At 41.9% G+C, this 17,724-nt stretch carries 16 protein-coding genes and 1 tRNA gene; 7 read left to right on the top strand and 10 right to left on the bottom strand.

Features of this window, described 5'->3' with window-relative positions; genetic code table 11:
* Positions 1-101: 101 nt before the first annotated feature.
* Positions 102-2,060, bottom strand: coding sequence for a DNA topoisomerase (ATP-hydrolyzing) subunit B (gene gyrB / locus A0125_RS10090; protein WP_066755183.1), 1,959 nt, complete (start codon positions 2,058-2,060; stop codon positions 102-104).
* A gap of 175 nt (positions 2,061-2,235) precedes the next feature.
* Here gyrB and A0125_RS10085 point away from each other — a divergent pair, with 175 nt between their 5' ends.
* Together A0125_RS10085 and A0125_RS10080 are read left to right on the top strand one after the other, a co-directional pair.
* Entirely contained in the window at positions 2,236-2,847 is a 612-nt protein-coding gene (locus tag A0125_RS10085; RefSeq protein ID WP_066755720.1) for an OmpH/Skp family outer membrane protein, read from the top strand.
* 112 nt (positions 2,848-2,959) lie between these two features.
* Entirely contained in the window at positions 2,960-3,865 is a 906-nt protein-coding gene (locus A0125_RS10080; protein ID WP_066755180.1) for a CorA family divalent cation transporter, read from the top strand.
* 24 nt (positions 3,866-3,889) lie between these two features.
* Here A0125_RS10080 and tsaB read toward each other — a convergent pair whose 3' ends face one another.
* The 5 genes from tsaB to mscL form a co-directional block, all read right to left on the bottom strand.
* Positions 3,890-4,597: a tRNA (adenosine(37)-N6)-threonylcarbamoyltransferase complex dimerization subunit type 1 TsaB gene (gene tsaB, locus A0125_RS10075; protein ID WP_066755179.1), complete on the bottom strand. Its 708-nt coding sequence runs from the start codon at positions 4,595-4,597 to the stop codon at positions 3,890-3,892.
* 24 nt (positions 4,598-4,621) lie between these two features.
* Complete coding sequence (gene yidD / locus A0125_RS15410) at positions 4,622-4,876, bottom strand: membrane protein insertion efficiency factor YidD (RefSeq protein ID WP_082784997.1); 255 nt, start codon at positions 4,874-4,876, stop codon at positions 4,622-4,624.
* Complete coding sequence (locus A0125_RS10070; RefSeq protein ID WP_066755178.1) at positions 4,839-5,249, bottom strand: ribonuclease P protein component; 411 nt, start codon at positions 5,247-5,249, stop codon at positions 4,839-4,841. The genes yidD and A0125_RS10070 overlap by 38 nt, the downstream gene beginning before the upstream one ends.
* 59 nt (positions 5,250-5,308) lie before the next feature.
* Entirely contained in the window at positions 5,309-5,467 is a 159-nt protein-coding gene (gene rpmH / locus A0125_RS15405; RefSeq protein WP_082784996.1) for a 50S ribosomal protein L34, read from the bottom strand.
* Positions 5,468-5,618: 151 nt separating this feature from the next.
* Positions 5,619-6,029: a large-conductance mechanosensitive channel protein MscL gene (mscL, locus tag A0125_RS10065; RefSeq protein WP_066755176.1), complete on the bottom strand. Its 411-nt coding sequence runs from the start codon at positions 6,027-6,029 to the stop codon at positions 5,619-5,621.
* A gap of 200 nt (positions 6,030-6,229) precedes the next feature.
* On the opposite strand from mscL, the gene A0125_RS10060 reads away from it, so the two are divergent.
* Positions 6,230-6,868, top strand: a complete 639-nt coding sequence (locus tag A0125_RS10060; protein ID WP_066755174.1) for a response regulator transcription factor — start codon at positions 6,230-6,232, stop codon at positions 6,866-6,868.
* 1 nt (position 6,869) lies between these two features.
* Here A0125_RS10060 and A0125_RS10055 read toward each other — a convergent pair whose 3' ends face one another.
* The gene (locus A0125_RS10055; protein ID WP_066755172.1) at positions 6,870-8,003 is read right to left on the bottom strand and encodes a sugar phosphate isomerase/epimerase family protein; all 1,134 of its coding nucleotides are present in this window, start codon (positions 8,001-8,003) and stop codon (positions 6,870-6,872) included.
* A 175-nt stretch (positions 8,004-8,178) separates the two neighbouring features.
* Positions 8,179-11,199, bottom strand: coding sequence for a glycosyltransferase family 117 protein (locus A0125_RS10050; protein ID WP_082784995.1), 3,021 nt, complete (start codon positions 11,197-11,199; stop codon positions 8,179-8,181).
* Positions 11,200-11,458: 259 nt separating this feature from the next.
* On the opposite strand from A0125_RS10050, the gene A0125_RS10045 reads away from it, so the two are divergent.
* From A0125_RS10045 to pth, 4 genes are all read left to right on the top strand, one after another.
* A tRNA-Gln gene (locus A0125_RS10045) sits at positions 11,459-11,529 on the top strand.
* A 155-nt stretch (positions 11,530-11,684) separates the two neighbouring features.
* Positions 11,685-12,638 carry a ribose-phosphate pyrophosphokinase gene (locus A0125_RS10040; RefSeq protein ID WP_066755170.1) on the top strand — a complete coding sequence of 318 codons (954 nt, stop codon included), beginning with the start codon at positions 11,685-11,687 and terminating at the stop codon, positions 12,636-12,638.
* Between the two features lie 45 nt (positions 12,639-12,683).
* Complete coding sequence (locus A0125_RS10035; protein WP_066755168.1) at positions 12,684-13,280, top strand: 50S ribosomal protein L25; 597 nt, start codon at positions 12,684-12,686, stop codon at positions 13,278-13,280.
* Between the two features lie 98 nt (positions 13,281-13,378).
* A complete protein-coding gene (gene pth / locus A0125_RS10030) occupies positions 13,379-13,942 on the top strand; it encodes an aminoacyl-tRNA hydrolase (protein ID WP_066755164.1) in 564 nt (187 codons plus the stop codon).
* Positions 13,943-13,983: 41 nt separating this feature from the next.
* Here the strand turns inward: pth and A0125_RS10025 are convergent, their stop codons facing one another.
* Complete coding sequence (locus tag A0125_RS10025; RefSeq protein WP_156472504.1) at positions 13,984-16,227, bottom strand: alpha/beta hydrolase family protein; 2,244 nt, start codon at positions 16,225-16,227, stop codon at positions 13,984-13,986.
* A gap of 342 nt (positions 16,228-16,569) precedes the next feature.
* Positions 16,570-17,712 carry an acyltransferase family protein gene (locus A0125_RS10020; protein ID WP_066755162.1) on the bottom strand — a complete coding sequence of 381 codons (1,143 nt, stop codon included), beginning with the start codon at positions 17,710-17,712 and terminating at the stop codon, positions 16,570-16,572.
* Between the last annotated feature and the right edge of the window lie 12 nt (positions 17,713-17,724).

The following is a 17,724-nucleotide window of genomic DNA, read 5'->3' as shown; positions in this document are numbered from 1 at the left end:
TTTGACCAACCTGGCATAAAAAAAAGCTACTTTGCTAGTTTTGGCCTTTTTAGACCGCCTAACAAAGTAGCTCCGATAATCTTTTATAGTAGTAAGATTCCTTAGATATCTATCCGCGCATAGCGCGCATTTTTCTCAATAAATTCACGTCTAGGTGCTACTTCATCGCCCATGAGCATAGAGAAAACACGATCACATTCTGCGGCATTCTCGATTGTAACCTGGCGCAATGTTCGTAACTCTGGATTCATCGTTGTTTCCCAAAGCTGCTCCGCATTCATCTCTCCAAGACCTTTGTACCGTTGTACGTGTACGCTGTCTTCACGGCCAGCTCCTTTTAGACGTTGGATCGCTGCAATGCGTTGTTCTTCCGTCCATGCGTATTCACCTTCTTTTCCTTTTTTCACCAAGTACAGTGGTGGCGTTGCGATGTAAATATAACCTTGCTCAACTAGCTCACGCATGTAACGGAAATAGAACGTCAGGATCAAGGTAGCAATGTGGCTACCATCGACGTCCGCATCGGTCATGATGATAATCTTGTGGTACCGTAGTTTGGCGGTATTAAGTGCTTTTGGATCATCTTCTGTACCGATGCTGACTCCCAAAGCAGTAAACATATTTTTGATCTCTTCGTTTTCGTAGATCTTATGTTCCATCGCTTTCTCTACGTTCAAGATCTTACCACGCAATGGCATGATGGCTTGAAACTTCCGGTCGCGACCTTGCTTCGCGGTTCCACCTGCCGAGTCTCCCTCGACAAAGAAGATCTCACATAACGATGGATCGTTGCTCGAACAGTCGGCTAGTTTACCTGGCAATCCAGAGCCGCTCATCACCGTTTTGCGCTGTACAAGTTCACGCGCCTTACGCGCTGCGGCACGTGCTTGTGCTGCAATTACGACTTTTTGAACAATTGTTCTAGCTTCTTTAGGATTTTCCTCTAGGTAGGTATTCAAGATTTCGCCAACGGCCATATCTACCGCACCCATTACTTCGGAGTTTCCTAATTTGGTTTTGGTCTGCCCCTCGAACTGAGGTTCAGCTACTTTTACCGATATCACAGCAGATAAACCTTCGCGGAAGTCATCTCCAGTAATTTCAACCTTCAAGTTCTTCAACAAACCAGATTCGTCGGCATATTTTTTCAGCGTCCGCGTGAGGCCACGACGGAATCCCGCCACGTGCGAACCACCTTCTACCGTATTGATATTGTTGACGTAAGAATGTACATTCTCTGAGAAAGTATCGTTGTATTGCAACGCTAGCTCCACCGGGATTCCTTGCTTGATACCTTCTACGTGAATTGGCTCTGGAATCAACGGTTGGCGCGTACCATCCAAATATTTCACAAACTCGCTCAAGCCACCTTCCGAAAGAAATACATCCTCACGGAATGCTCCACCTTCTATACTTTCGCGTTCGTCTACTAGAGTGAGTGTGATACCTTTATTCAAAAAGGACAATTCGCGCAAACGATTGGCCAATGTGTCATAATTGTACACCGTAGTCATTGTAAAAATTTCTGGATCTGGCTGGAAAGTCACGGTAGTACCGGTACGATCGCTTTCGCCAATCTCTTTTACATCAAACTGCGGCTTCCCTTGCTTATATTCTTGTACAAAGACTTTGCCTTCGCGGTGTACTTCCGCACGCAAATCGGTAGATAGGGCATTCACACAGGAAACACCTACCCCGTGCAAACCACCGGAAACTTTGTAAGTATCTTTATCAAATTTACCTCCGGCGTGCAATACGGTCATGACCAACTCTAAAGCTGATCGGTTTTCTTTTTTGTTGATACCGGTTGGGATACCCCGACCATTATCACGCACCGAAATGGAATTGTTTTCATGAATGGTCACCAGAATATCTGTACAATATCCGGCTACTGCCTCATCGATAGAGTTATCTACGACCTCATAAACCAAGTGGTGCAACCCTTTGACTCCCGTATCACCAATATACATGGATGGCCGTTTACGTACCGCCTCCAGTCCTTCCAGTACCTGGATATTGTCCGCGGAATACGTAGACACATTTTTATTTTCTTCGCTCATGAAATATACTTAAAGACTTCTTGATTTTATCTATCAAAAATACGAAAAATCGCGCACATTGACAAGGTAAAAAATCGTCTCAAAACAAGGTTTTCGCCGCCAAAGTACCAGAAGGATTAGTGTTTTATCATTTTTTATGTTAGGTTTGCTTGTTGATTTGAAAATTGAACTTAGCATGAACACATGGACAAAATTGGCTACGACCCTAATCGCTGCCGCATTTCTTGCCTCTTGTAACCAAAACGGGGATAATAAGGCTAACACTACTAATAATGACTCTACCGCGGTAGCAACTTCTACCACGGCTAGCGCGGAGAAAATTGTATACGTTAACTCCGACACATTAGCTGAGAAATACGAATACTACAAAGAGATCAGAACGAAGCTGGAAGCAAAGGTAAAGAAAGCACAAACTGACTTGCAGTCTAAAGGCCAAGCATTTCAACGTGAAGTAGCAGATTACCAGCAAAAAATGAATACAATGAGTGCATCGGAGCGTCAGGCTACCGAAGAGCGCTTGGCACGTAAGCAGGATGAGCTTGGAAGACTAGACCAGAACGCTTCTTCTTCTTTGGCGCAGGATGAGGCGACTGAATTTGGAAATGTTTATACAGCCATCACAGAATATTTGAAAAAACACGCTAGCGAGCACGGCTACACTTTGGTGTTGACGTATTCGCAGAAAAACCCTAGCGTACTTTATGCGGACACAAAGTTAGACATCACAAAACAAGTGGTAGATGGTCTAAATGCAGATTACAAGAAGAAAAACGCAGATAAAAAGTAAGCGAATAAATCGTTCGTCATAAAAAAGCCGGTTAGAGAGTGGTCTCTAACCGGCTTTTTTGTTGTTGTATACCTGCAAAGAACTGTGTACCTTCCATAAAAACATTTGCCCGATGATACAACATGTTTTATCTAGTGAAGTGGATGGGTTTGATTGGTACGACATCACGCATCCGAGCGAAGGCGATTTCAACGAATTGTCTGCGCGTTATAACTTGCACGAATCTACGATCAGGAATTGCTTGGAGGTCGGCCATCTACCCAAGATCGAGGTGTACCCCGATTATCAATTTCTGATCCTCCGCTCGATCGCAGCAAAATATCCGGAACACTCCGATGTGCTCATAGAACTAACCGAAAGAATCTCGATTTTCTATGGCGACAAATTTATCATCACGGTGCATCGCGCACAGATCGAGTGGCTCGATAGGGTAAAACAAACGCCGGCAGACAACAAGAAACTTAAGGGCACAAAACACGTGGTCAACTTGTTGGTATCGCAAGCGTTGAAGACATTTGAACATGAGGTGATCCATACTTTTTCTGAAAAAATCGATCAATACGAGGAGTTTGTGTTCTTGCATAGTCGGCGCAAACCTTTCATGAAAAAACTGTATTACCTCAAACGGCAGATCGATCTAATCAGGATCATACTTACATTGTATCAGGATTTGGTGGAATATTTTCATATTCCTGAGCGCGTAAGCACCTACCATCGCAATCTACACGATTTGTACAAAAGAACGGACACTCTGTACCGCAATATAGCCGAGAACACTTCGCAATTGCTGGCTATGTATTTCAACATCGAATCGAATCATACCAACGAGATCATGCGCACGCTGACGATTATCTCGGTGTTCTTTATGCCGCTCACGTTCGTAGTCGGCGTGTATGGAATGAATTTCGTTGATATGCCGGAATTGGAATGGAAATATGGCTATCCGGCCGTTTTGCTATTTATGCTCTTGCTATCTTTAGCAATCTACTTCTGGTTTAAAAAGAAACGCTGGCTATAGCCAGCTCCAAGATCTAGCCCAAAGTTAAAACATCTTTTTGGGCGTAGTTGCCACAAAATCTTTTAGGTAAAGTGGTTCAAAATAGGCTACATCTTCGAAGGCTTGGTCTTTAAACTTTTGCCATGCCAGTGGAATGATGTGTGCTGCAGAATTTTGAAATCCTAGCACTACTTCTACCCCATCATGTTTTTCAAACAATTGCGCCAATTTGTCGGCACCAGTACCAAAAAGCACGACTTGCTGCCCATTGGCCGTCCATGAATCGAAAGATGCTGTATCAACAATCAATGCTTTAGTTTCTTCCAGTTCTTTCAAATGCGTGTCGAACATAGCTACGTATACTTCCATACGTCTTGCGTCGATCATAGGGCAAAGAATTTGACCTTTCGGCTGCTCTACTTGATCAGCTATATATCCTTGCGCCATCGCGCGCAGCGAGTTGACGGATATCAGCGGAATATTTAAAGCATAACACAACCCCTTAGCTACAGAAACTCCAATTCTCAAACCGGTATATGATCCCGGCCCTTTGCTTACTGCTATCGCGGAGAGCGCATCGAAAGTGATACCATAGTCGGCCATTAATTCCTGAATAAACACCGTCAGCGCTGAAGCATGCATATTTGGTTCTTGCGCTTCTCGTAATCCCAACAACTTATGACCATCGCTGAGCGCTACAGAACAGGTTGATGTTGCAGTTTCTATACAGAGAATATAATATTTATCGGACATGCTAGAAGTAATTTAAGGAAAAAACTAAGGTACCGGATCTGGCCCGTGACCGCCCCAAGGATGACAACGACCGATTCTTTTGATTGCTAGCCAACCACCTTTGAAAGGTCCGTACTTCAATATGGCTTCCTTGCCATATTGCGAACAGGTTGGCGTGTACCGACAGTTTGCGCCTAGGAATGGGGAGATAAAAATTTGATAAAAGCGAATGATGCCGATGAAGATATATTGCAACGGAATCTTAATCAGATAGGTGCTGATCCATGCGATCGCTCTCATGTTGGATTTTTTTAAATACTGTAATCATCTTTTCGCGTAGCATAGGTACAACAGCCTCCTCTTGCTTACCGATATATTGGATCGCAAACGCTAGATATTGCTTACGATCATGTAAGAAGGGTAGCAGCTTCCCCGCTTTTTCTAATCTATAAGCTTCGCGTAAGCGGCGCTTGATACTATTTCTAGTAACCGCCAGTTTGAATCTCCGCTTAGATACCGAAATAAGAACTTGAGCTCTACCCACCTCATGATCTTCAATGTGGTAAACCACACGAAAGGGATATACAACAAAAGAAGAACCACTGTGAAACAGACTTTGAATAAGTCTGACGCTACACAATCGTTCTTCTTTCTTAAAAGTATTCATTTGCATCCGAACAATCTATCCGTTAGATCACCGAGCACGGACACAAACCGGCCGCAGAAGCGCCCTTATCCTTTGTGACGGTACTCGTCAGATACAGTAAGGCGTTTTCTTCCCTTAGCTCTACGAGATGCCAATACTCTTTTACCATTGGCTGTACTCATACGCTCTTTGAAACCATGTTTGTTTCTTCTTTTCCGCTGCGATGGCTGAAATGTTCTTTTCATGACGCTTTATATATGCTTAATTATTTCGATTTAAAAACCCTATGTTTCTCTAAAACAGGAATGCAAAAGTAAAGTTTAAATCGAAATAATACAAATTAATCCTATACTTTTTTATATCCCCGCCGGGGAATCGTACTGCAAGACAGGTTCTCTACTTATTTTTAAGAATATCTCTAATCTCCGTAAGTAAGGTTTCCTCCTTGGTAGGTACTGGCAATGTATTTTCTTCTTTGATCTCTTCTTTCTTTTTCAACGAATTCAGTCCTTTAATCACTATAAAAATACAGAAAGCAATAATAAGAAACTGAATAACTACATTCACAAAGTTACCATAGGTAATGGCTACTTGCGTCAGTCCCTCTGCTTCATTAGCTTCTCGAATGATGTATTTCAATTGCGAAAAATCAACACCGCCAGTAAGAAAACCAATTGGCGGCATAATAATATCATCAACAAGTGAAGTAACAATTTTGCCGAAGGCGCCACCGATGACCACACCCACTGCTAAATCGATCACATTGCCACGCAAGGCAAATTCTCTAAACTCTTTTAAAATCCCCATGTGTAGAATAATTTAGACATAAATAATATTTACAAATACAAAGTTGTACATATTTTCGACATTACAAAGGCCTTTAAGCAAAAACATCATATCATAACAATTTTCACCAACTTTAAGAGTATTTTACAATTAGCCACATCAACTTGTAAAGATTTGATTAAATTGCAGTAGTTTAACAGGTTGCTTGTAGTATACATTGGATGAAAAATATATTAATTGCAGATGATCATAGTATTGTGAGGCTAGGTGCTTCCGTTATTATTTCGGGATTGATAAAAAATGTCGTCATTGTGCAGGCGGAAACATATGATGAAGTCTATCACAAACTAACGGAGCAAAGTTTTGATTTGCTTTTGCTCGACATAAATATGCCCGGAGGAAATAATATAAGGGTAATTAAGGAAATATTGCAAATACAGCCTGATCTCAAGATACTGGTGTTTTCTTCTTATGACGAGCACCTATATGCGCTAAGATATATCCAGGAAGGCGCCTGCGGATATCTTAACAAAAACACGGCTATGGAGGAGCTTAAAATTGCGATCCAAACTGTACAAGAACTTGGAAAATATATGTCTGACACGGTTCGCGATCTATACATCCAAAAACTTATATCTAATAAAAACGAAGTTCAGAAGATCAATCCTTTACTTAAACTTTCTAATCGCGAGATGGACGTGGCCAAACATCTGATTGATGGCCTCGGTATACTCGAAGTTTCGAATGTATTACAGCTTAGTTCTTCGACAGTTTCTACTTATAAAAGTAGAGTTTTCGAAAAACTAAATGTAAGCAATATCCCTGAATTGATTGAACTGTTTAAACTTAATGAGAATTAAATTATAATAAGTTTTTCATTTCCACTATTGGAACTTTCGATGTGGCTATGTGCTTTAAAGGCTGATGAGCAGGGCGAACGTAACCGATGTCGCGAAGTGGCCACAATAATGGCGAGAGGTAATTCACACAGGATTTGATACCTTGATCGATAGCTGCTGGCACTCCGGTATCTTTCGAATTTTTAGCTTCGTTCTCAATCTCAAAAACACCACCGTACCCACACTCATGCAGAGTTTTGACAAATGCATTCCAATCCATATGATCGCTACCTCCAAACCCAGGCAACATCGCTTCATAATGATGTCTATCCCAATCATTTTGCGGAATCGACACTCCAGCTTTTTCTGCTAAAGTAACATCAACGTGGTGCATAGGATACATTCCGCCCCATTGAATTCGTGCAGGATTGCTGAGATTTCTCGTTGTTTTAACATGAATGCGTTTTAGACGTGTGACATCAGTCTGCTGAATAACGGCCACCGGATCGGTATTCTGCCAAATATCGTGAGAAGGATCATAAATCTCCCCATGTGCTTTGCTTTCGACCATCGCATACATTAATCGGCGAGCAGCGAGTACACCTGGGAGGTTATTGTATGTTGACGTATATCGTGCGGAGCGCCAACCTTCCATCGGACAATTTTCATATGCGATTGTCACACCTAGATCTTCTGCATAGCGTACGATTGGCCCAAAGATACGTTTATACTCGTCCAAATTTCGTTGAAAACCGTTCTCTTGGTTCCCCAGCTCGTGATTATAACCGACAAAAGTGCCGACGAGGATATCATTAGCATCACCACCTAATAAATGCGCAATGCGGATCAATCGTAGCAGATGATTTTGATTTTTCTGCCGTTCAGCTTCATCGCCTCCAATCATATTATCGAATGCGCCCAGCGACAATCTTAGTTCATTTTTATTAAACAACTCTATCAATCTGTCCGCATCATCAGATTCAAAGGATTCGTACGCCAAATGGGTCGCGGTATGGTCGGCACGATCGCTGTCTTTGCGAAATACGCAAAGATCAATACCTTGCACGCCTAAGGTCACGGCCTTTTCTACCAATTGCTGCTGATTTAATTGATCGTACGCTGAACTCATCAGCCAAATTGCATTTTGTTGTTTCATAGATCGATTACTTTACCATTCAAAATCCTTATTTATTCACGTTTACTTCCTATGTAGGCCGATCATTTGCCGCGAATAAATTATTGTTTATATAGATACCATTTTTTGGTTATAAAAGCAAGAGGGCCTGCTGAAATTTGTTCAGCAGGCCCTCAATGTTTTTATACAAAAAGGCTTACTCTCCGTACAAATATTTATACGTTTCAAATAATTTATCAGCTTCAGCCTGTAACTCCTTTTGATCGGTCATATTCAGGAGATTTTGGTAACGTTGGATGGAAGCCAATCCAAATCGCATGTTGCGGTACTCGAGATTTGGTTTGGTTTCGGCTACGGCCATATAATACCGTAAATTCTCACGTATATATTGCAAATTGCGCTTGACAATTTCATTTGCTTTGGTAGACTCTCCTACACTATACATCACACTCACCAACGGCACATAGCTAAGTACTTCACCCATACTATAAACTTTTCTTGGCAGGTTAGCGTACGCATTATTCACCACGTCTTTAGCTTTTTGCTGCTCGCCCATCACTAATAGATCCTGTGCTGTCTCTCCAAATATACTTCCAGCATACATACTGATGTAGCGATAGGAATCTGGATCAAGGTATGACGATCCTGCAATGTTGCCCCATACATACTTGTTCATTATATTATCATAAACTTGAAGCGTATTGGCCGTAGGACCTCCATTTTCTTCTGATTCGGACAGCGCGACCGGCATCAGCCGCAAGGCAAAACCTTCGGAAACTAAAAAACGATCAAGACCAATGTAATTATCTGATGGTGTAGTTGTTGTAAAATAAATAGGACGTTCCCAATTGTTATTTTCTAGAATAGAAAGTAATGATAGTTCTGCACGACTCACGTATTCCATGCTGTAATCCCACTGCATCGTATCGACAATAGCATCCTGCCATTGTTTAGGCACGACATTATTGGCCAAGACGGCTTTCCGATCTACTTGCAACTGCATTTTTTTAGTTGGTAATAAATTGACGTATTCGCCGCTTTGCAATTGCACCATATTCTGCTGATTATCAGACAGCATGATCGCTAAGATGTCTTGAATATCGATATAACCAGGAATTTGATGATCCTGATAATAGATCACATCGCGCAGACCGTCTTTAACTTTATCCGGGTTTATATTTATCGGCAATGCTGCGGCATCGTTGACCGGCTGCATCATCTGCCTCATGTACCAATCTGAACTCAACAAACTCAAATTCACGACGCGAACATCGGTACGAAAACCTTCAACCTCCTGCATATACCAAATCGGATAGGTATCATTATCACCGTAGGTAAACAGAATCGCATTTGGCGCACAAGATTCTAGGTAATTTTTGGCCATATCACGTGCCAAGAATTTTTCCGAACGATCGTGATCGTCCCAGTTTTGACTGGCTAAGATTACTGGCGCTCCTAATAGCGATACACCGACAGCGATGTATCCAGCGGTTTTTGGATTGACCTTTTTGGAGAGAAATTCGGCAATACCAATTACTCCAAAACCAATCCATATACAGAACGCATAAAATGAACCTGCATACGCATAATCACGCTCACGCGGCTGTAAAGGAGTTTGATTCAAATACAGTACAATCGCCAATCCAGTAAAGAAGAAAAGTAAACCTACTACGCCGGCATCGCGTTGCTTATATTTAAAATGCCAAATCGCACCGATCAAGCCTAGTATTAGCGGTAGAAAGAAATACGTATTACGGGCAGAATTCTCCAGTTCAGAGGTCGGCAATTCATACTGCCCACCCAAGCGCATATTATCGATCGCTTTGATTCCCGAAATCCAGTTACCTTCCGTATAAGAGGTATGACCTTGTATATCATTCTGACGGCCGACAAAATTCCACATGAAATAACGGCTATACATATGGCCGATCTGATAGCCGAAGAAAAATTTCAAGTTGTCTACCATTGTAGGCTGCTCATCTGGGCCCAAACCTAAAAAATCTCTATAAACTTGCACATGAGGAGCACGCTCCGAATAGATCCGTGGGAATAAGGTTTCTCGATCGTAGCTATATTTCATTTTGGTACGCGCTACGACATAGCGATCGCCATCCTTACGATAGACTTTACCGGCTTCGAATACATCCGTTGGTTTCGCGTCAAAGTATTTACCTTTTAATAATGGCTCATCCCCGTATTGCTCCCGGTTTAGGTAGCTTAAGAAAGTAAATGCATTATCTGGATCGCTATTATTGAGTGATGGATTGGCTTTGGCGCGAATCACAATCATCGCAAATGAACTGTACCCAAAAATTATGAAACCTAACGACACTAAGGCAATATTCAATATCGGTTTCGCAGCTTTGATCGAGTAATATATACCATAGATCAACGCTGCAACTACCACTACCGCAAAAAACGCAGCACCTGTACCAAAGCCCAGCCCTAAGCTATTTACAAAAAACAGATCAAAGTATGCCGCAAATTTGATGGAGAATTGAATAACACCCCACAAAACAAAAGCTAAAACAAGTACACCGATGGCTAAGGCCTTGACCACGCCTTTGGTTGTGACTTGATTTGTCCTTCTGAAATAGATAACTAAAGCGATTGCTGGGATGACCAACAAATTAAGTAAATGGACTGCGATTGATAGCCCCATAATGTACGCTATTAGGATCAGCCACCGATCTGCGCCCGGTTCATCTGCTACAGCTTCCCATTTCAAAATAGCCCAGAAAACAACTGCAGTACACAAAGACGACATAGCATACACCTCTGATTCTACGGCTGAAAACCAAAACGTATCGGTAAACGTGTAGGCTAGTGCTCCGACGACACCGGCTCCCATTATACGAACCAACGCTATAGTAGAAATGTCTTGGTCTTGGTACGAGCGTGTATAAATTTTTCGCGCTAATGCAGTGATACTCCAAAAAAGAAAAAGGATCGTCAATCCGCTACATACGGCCGAACCAATATTCATCCAGAATGCAATACGTGCCGTATCGCCCATAGCAAGATTGGAGAAGAGGTTTTGGATCATCAAAAACAATGGTGCTCCGGGTTGATGTACAATCTGCATTTTGTAAGCAGATGCGATAAACTCACCCGTATCCCACCAACTCGTCGTCCGCTCAGCAGTCAACACATAGGTAAGCGTCGCTATGGCAGCACATAACCAACCAAACCAATTATTAATTTTACTATAGTTCATATCTAATGATAAGATTATTTTGCTTTTTCGCTTCGAAAATAAGGATTAGTCCTCTATAAAAGAATTTATATAGCATTTTTTAACGGTTTGACTGCTGGCAGGCTATCATCGGCATTGTACCGGAGGTGGTATGAAAATTTATTCATTTGAAAATCAAGGGAGATACAAAAAATTAGCAAGAATAATTTTGGACAAATCAAAAAACGCTCTATATTTGCATCATCAAAACAAAGGAACACATCCTTAACCTTGATAAGCTTGCCCGATAGTATAAGGGTAGTACGACAGTTTTTGGTACTGTTTGTCTTGGTTCGAATCCAGGTCGGGCAACAAAAAGTTGAGTTTTAACGAACTCAACTTTTTGTTTTTTATAGCCATAGCCTCCCTCCATTTCATTTGAGTTTTAGTATAACTATTAAAAAACATTTATCTAACTTTGACCCCCGATAACTTTCAAGTGCAAGACAGCTAAAACATACTATATCATGCCTTTGCAATTCAATACCGTAAAATTATTCGCTGGTTCACGATCTCGTGAGTTGGCCGACAAAATTTCTAAAAGCTACGGTAAACCTCTCGGAGATGTAACTGTATCCGAATTCTCTGACGGCGAAATTCAGCCATTTTACAATGAATCTGTACGTGGAAGCGACGTTTTTATCGTCCAGTCCACCAACCAGCCAAACGACAATCTGGTGGAACTACTATTAATGATCGATGCCGCTAAGCGTGCTTCCGCTCATTACATTACCGCTGTAGTCCCTTATTTTGGCTATGCCAGACAAGATCGTAAAGACAAGCCGCGTGTAGCAATCGGCGCCAAATTGATGGCTAACCTCGTAACTGCCGCAGGTGCGCACCGCATTATGACTATGGATTTGCACGCTGCTCAGATTCAAGGTTTTTTTGACATCCCGGTAGATCATTTGGATGGTGCTATTATTTTCGTGCCGTACATCAAATCGCTAAACTTGCCAAATCTAACCATCGCATCACCAGATATGGGAGGCTCTTACCGCGCACGTACTTTTGCAAAATACTTCAATGCAGAGGTTATTATCTGTGACAAACGCCGTAAACGTGCAAATGAAATCGAGTCTATGTCGATTATTGGTGAAGTTACCGGTCAAGATGTAGTATTGATTGATGATATTTGTGATACAGCGGGCACACTTTCTAAAGCGGCTGCGCTGATAATGGAAAACGGCGCACGTTCGGTACGCGCCGTGTGTACACATGCCGTATTATCGGGCAAGGCTTACGAAACAATTCAAAACTCGGTATTGACGGAGATGATTGTAAGCGACACGATCCAACTACATCCAGATAAAAAGCACTTATGCGACAAGATTAAGGTACTTTCTACCGATAAACTGTTCGCTAATGCTATTCGAAATGTGAACGAACACGGATCTATTTCGGATTTGTTTGAAATTTAAGATAAATAAAATTATCTTTGCACCTCAAATTTTAATAAATTAAACATGAAATCAATTGCTATTAGCGGTTCTGTTAGACAGAACGTAGGGAAAAGAGATGCAAAGGAATTGCGTTACGAGGGAAATATCCCTGCAGTTCTTTACGGAGGTAAAGAGCAAACTCACCTTTCTGTATCCGCAGCTGATTTGAAACCTGCTCTTTATACTGCAGATGTGGTATTCATCGAATTGGATATCAACGGTAAAAAGACAAGAGCGGTCGTTCAAGAAGCACAATTCCACCCGTTGACCGATCAGGTTACTCACGTAGACTTCTTAGAATTGTTCGACGACAAAGAAGTAACAGTAAACATCCCTGTAACATTAACTGGTACTTCTCCAGGTGTGAAAATGGGTGGTAAATTAGTACAAAAATTACGCAACCTTCGCGTGAAAGCATTGCCTAACAACCTTCCACAAACTATCGAAGTTCCTATGGATGGTTTAGAAGTAGGTAAATCTTACCGCGTAAGACAAGTAGAATTGACAGACGCCAAAGTGTTGAACAATTCTGATGATACCATTGTATCTGTTATCATGTCGCGTGCATTGCGTCAAGCAGAGCAAGAAGCAGCTAAAGCAGCTAAAGGCGGAAAAAAATAAGTTTAACACACGTTGAACGTCAGAAGGCATCGATTTTCGATGCCTTTTGTCTTTTGTAAGATCTTGGTACAATCTGAGTTTATATTTACTTTTACAGCATGAATTACCTTATCGTTGGTCTGGGAAATATCGGACGCGAATATGCGGATACAAGACATAATATTGGATTTATGGTGGCTGATGAGTTAGCTAATCAAGCTGGCACCACTTGGTCTACGCTGAAATATGCATATTACACCGAATTCAGGCAGCGCGGGCATAATGTGCACGTGATTAAACCAACCACCTTTATGAATCTCAGTGGCAAAGCCGTGAATTACTGGATGCACGCACTGAAAGTGCCAAAGCAAAATATTCTAGTGATCGTCGATGATCTGGCTATCCCATTTGGATCACTCCGTATCAAACCAAAAGGCAGTGCTGCCGGACACAATGGACTGAAATCTATTGAGCAGCTTTGTGGTGGTCAAGATTATCCCCGGTTGAAGTTTGGCATCAGTGATAATTATCCCAAAGGCCGTCAAGTAGATTATGTGCTGGGGCCTTTTGACTCAGATGAAATGAAGACTTTGCCAGCACTGATAGAACACAGTGTGAAGATGGTACATAGCTTCGTCAATATCGGCATTGAGCTCACCATGACGAACCTCAACACCAAATAATAAAAAAATCCGCTGGAGCAGCGGATTTTTTTTATGTCTGTTTATTTCTTATTCTTAACGTATTTCTCTAACCATTGATCCATCTCCCACAGGGTGTGCATAATGGATTCTTTGGCACGGTATCCGTGAAATTCTTTCGGTAGAAATACCAAACGTGCTGTACCTCCGTGTCCTTTGATCGCATTATAGAAGCGTTCGGACTGAATAGGAAATGTGCCTGAATTTTCGTCATCCATACCATGAATGAACAAAATCGGCGTTTTGATCTTGTCCGCATAACTAAATGGCGACATAGTCTTGTAAACCTCTGGCGCTTGCCAATAGGTTCGCTCCTCGGCCTGAAATCCAAATGGCGTAAACGTACGATTGTACGCACCACTACGTGCCAAACCTGCAGCAAACAAGTCGGTATGAGCTAGAAGGTTGGCCGTCATAAATGCGCCGTAAGAGTGTCCGCCAACACCAACACGTTGGCGATCTACATAACCAGCTTCAGAAAGATAGTTGATAGCTGCTTCGGCATTGGCTTGCAATTGCGGCACAAATGTATCATTCGGCTCCGCCGTCCCCTCTCCTACGATGGGCATATCAGCGTTATCCAAAATCGCGTAACCTCGGTTGACCCAATAAATCGGCGATCCCCAAGAAATACGCGTGAAACGATACGGTGAACCTTTAACTTGGCTGGCCGCGTCAGCAGTTTTGAATTCGCGAGGATAAGCCCACATCAACAAAGGCAATGGGCCATCCGATTTCTGATAACCTTTTGGCAAATACAAGGTTCCCGTAAGGCTCAACCCATCTTTGCGAGGATATGAAAGTTGCTGTTTCTGCACGCCTTCAAAAGAAGGATAAGGGTTGGTAAAACGCGTAATTGGCGTCATCTTGCGCGACTTCAAAGCTACACGCTGATAGTTGGGTACTTCTGTTTGCGATTCACGAGAGATAATCAATGTGCCATCGTTCTTGAAGTAAACTGGACTTTCGTACCATTCGCCGCGCGAGCGGAACAAGGTATCCTTTTGTCCGTTCATCAAGTTCCATTTTAATAAAAATGGACGATCGCCTTCGGGAGATGCCCCATCGGAGGTCGTAAAAACAGTCGGGCTTTTTCCTTTATCGGTAAGGATAACTGCACGGTGATAATCATTGTCCGCGAGGACGAAACGTCCTGGATCTGCATAGGCATCTTCAGACGAGCGCTCTTCAATGACTTTGATTTCCTGACCATCTTTACTTGAAATCAAACTATTCTTTACGCGTCTATTCGCGCGCCAACGTTCGGAGAGTACAGCATAATCCTTATCAAACCATGTGATCCCTGCATAACGCAATGTCGTCTTTGCAAATTGCGTTGACACACCGGTGAACGGTGCAGCTAATTGCAACACTTCGTCGCGGAATGGTACTTCGGTACGGCTATTGCCTTCATCCAGCGCATTGGCCCAATACACCGTGGCAGGCTGATCTGCTCTCCAAGCAAAATTACGATAACCTGGTACAGTAGAATCAAATCCTAATGGAACGCTCTCTGCCAATGGCGCAGTATACAATGCTTTGACCACAGCACCAGATTGATCCAATATATCGATTTGATACGGAAAAGAAGCGACCGATACGAGGTAAGAATAGGGCTTTTTGATTGTAGTTGCCATCAGGTATTTCCCATCTGGAGATTTAGACACATTTCTATAAATGGCCGGTGCAGCGATATCTTTCACTTGGCCATCCAGCTGCACTTCAGCAAGTTGTGCATTGAGATAATAATCGAAAAGGCGGACATCAGACTCATTACGCAACAGGTTTTGATAGGTGCGTGACGGTGCTGCTTTGCCTAAATTTTCTTGTACGACCGGACCTGTAGGGGTCAAGCTAGCCGAAGGAGCCGCACCACGATCCGGAATACGAAGTACATAAAGTGACGTATTGTCTTTCCAAAATGCACTGGCACCCATGATATCGTTCACGAAAAAATCGCCAACACGCTGCGCTTGGTATTTAGCCAAATCGATAACCCAAAGGCTAACGCCATCTGTCGTGGCATTTAAAAAGGCTAATTTCGTTTCATCGGCGTTAAATTGTAGATTGCTGATGCGCGGATTGATAGGAAGACCGCCAATTTCATGCACTTCGTTGGATTTTAAATCTTGCACTTGTATACCAGCATAGCTCACTCCTCCGATAGAGGTAGAATTGCTCGGGTTGACACGCAATCCAGCCAGTCCGATGATCGGCTGCGCGGCATCCTCAATCGTGATAAAATCTGGACGCTCCAACAACAGCATTTTATCACCTTGCGATTAAATTGTACGGCCGGAGTATTTTTTGCTTCCAGCAATTCAAGGATTTCGGTTGGAGGTTTTTGATAGGTAAGATTTTCTTGTCCTTGGCTTTGGAAAACGACCGAAGCTAAAAGTAGTAAAGATAATAAAGAAGATTTGTTCATAGTCACTCTGATCGTGTTAGTCTTAGTGACGGCAATTTATAAAAAATCGAAGAACCAATTCCTTTCCATGCTAATTATTCATGGGAATTGTTACGGACTAAAACGATCTTTTGGAACGTACAATCATGTGTTTTGCGTAGTCAACCACAACGGACAAAAGCTTATACAGCGCTCAACAACTCTACTTTCTTGACGGTGTAACTGGGAGCACTTGCTGTTCGAGTGTTGCCTTATCTGATTTAGCATACTTATAATCGGCTAATCTTCCTCCTAAAATAAAAGTAGTAAAACGTGGTAAAAATTTTTGCAATAATCTGAACAGCAGTGTACAAATTGCAATACAGATAATGGGGATAATAAAATAACTAGCAATCTTTACCCAGCCATTTTCATAAATAGCGAGATTATAGAAAAAACCTTTAAGCCAATTAATAATATATACCTCATGCGCAACATAAATGAAGAAAGAAAGAGAACTCAACCCCAAAAAGCTTTGCGGTAACCTGTCTTTTGATTCTAAATAATCAAACAGATTTATAATAGATATCACTCCCCCAATAATAAATACTCTGGTGTAATACTCTTGGTCTGTCGCTCCATTCTTATAGAGTGAAACAACCAAAAACACCAAAGCGATGGCCGCCACGGAATATTTAAAGCTACTCGCAAAGGTTAAGATATCTTTCTTTTGAAGGGAAAAATACGCTCCAAGGCTAAAAAAGAATATCGCTGTGGTACTGAAACCCGGCACACCAGATTCTATCATGGATACGTATAATAGCCCTAACGCTACAATTCCATAATGTTTGGACCATTTAATAAAAAATAGTATTACAGGAAATACCAACATCATGCAAAGTAAATCTCTAATATACCATAATGGGAAATTGATGGGCTCTGACCACAAATGTCGCCAAAGCGACATTTCCGTTAGATAATAATATTCCTCTCCCAGCCCTCGACCCAGTTTTAAGAATACTAGATTTTTGAACAAAATGGCTAATATCATAATGATATTCCAGGCAAAAAAGGGGATTATCAATAGTCTGAAACGACTTTTTATTTGCTTAATTCCAAAATCCACGAGCTGGCCTTGAAATTTCTTAAAGAAAAAATAACCTGAAACTAAAAAATAACATCTCACTGGAATTTTTGCCAGATGATGGGAGAACATTTCAGAAAGCAACACATAAAATTCATTGCTATTGTTAGGCAGCAAATTAACGTTCACAAGCGTAAAGGGAACCAAGTGGGCAACAACAACTAGATAAACTAACGGCAAACGCATGCCATCAATTACGCGAGATAATCGTAAATCATTCATAATAGATTATAT

It is taken from the genome of Sphingobacterium populi (assembly GCF_001586775.1).
In the GTDB taxonomy this organism is placed as follows: Bacteria; Bacteroidota; Bacteroidia; order Sphingobacteriales; family Sphingobacteriaceae; genus Sphingobacterium; species Sphingobacterium populi.
The sequence above is the reverse complement of the archived record's forward strand: the minus strand, read 5'-3'. Positions and strand labels throughout refer to the sequence as shown.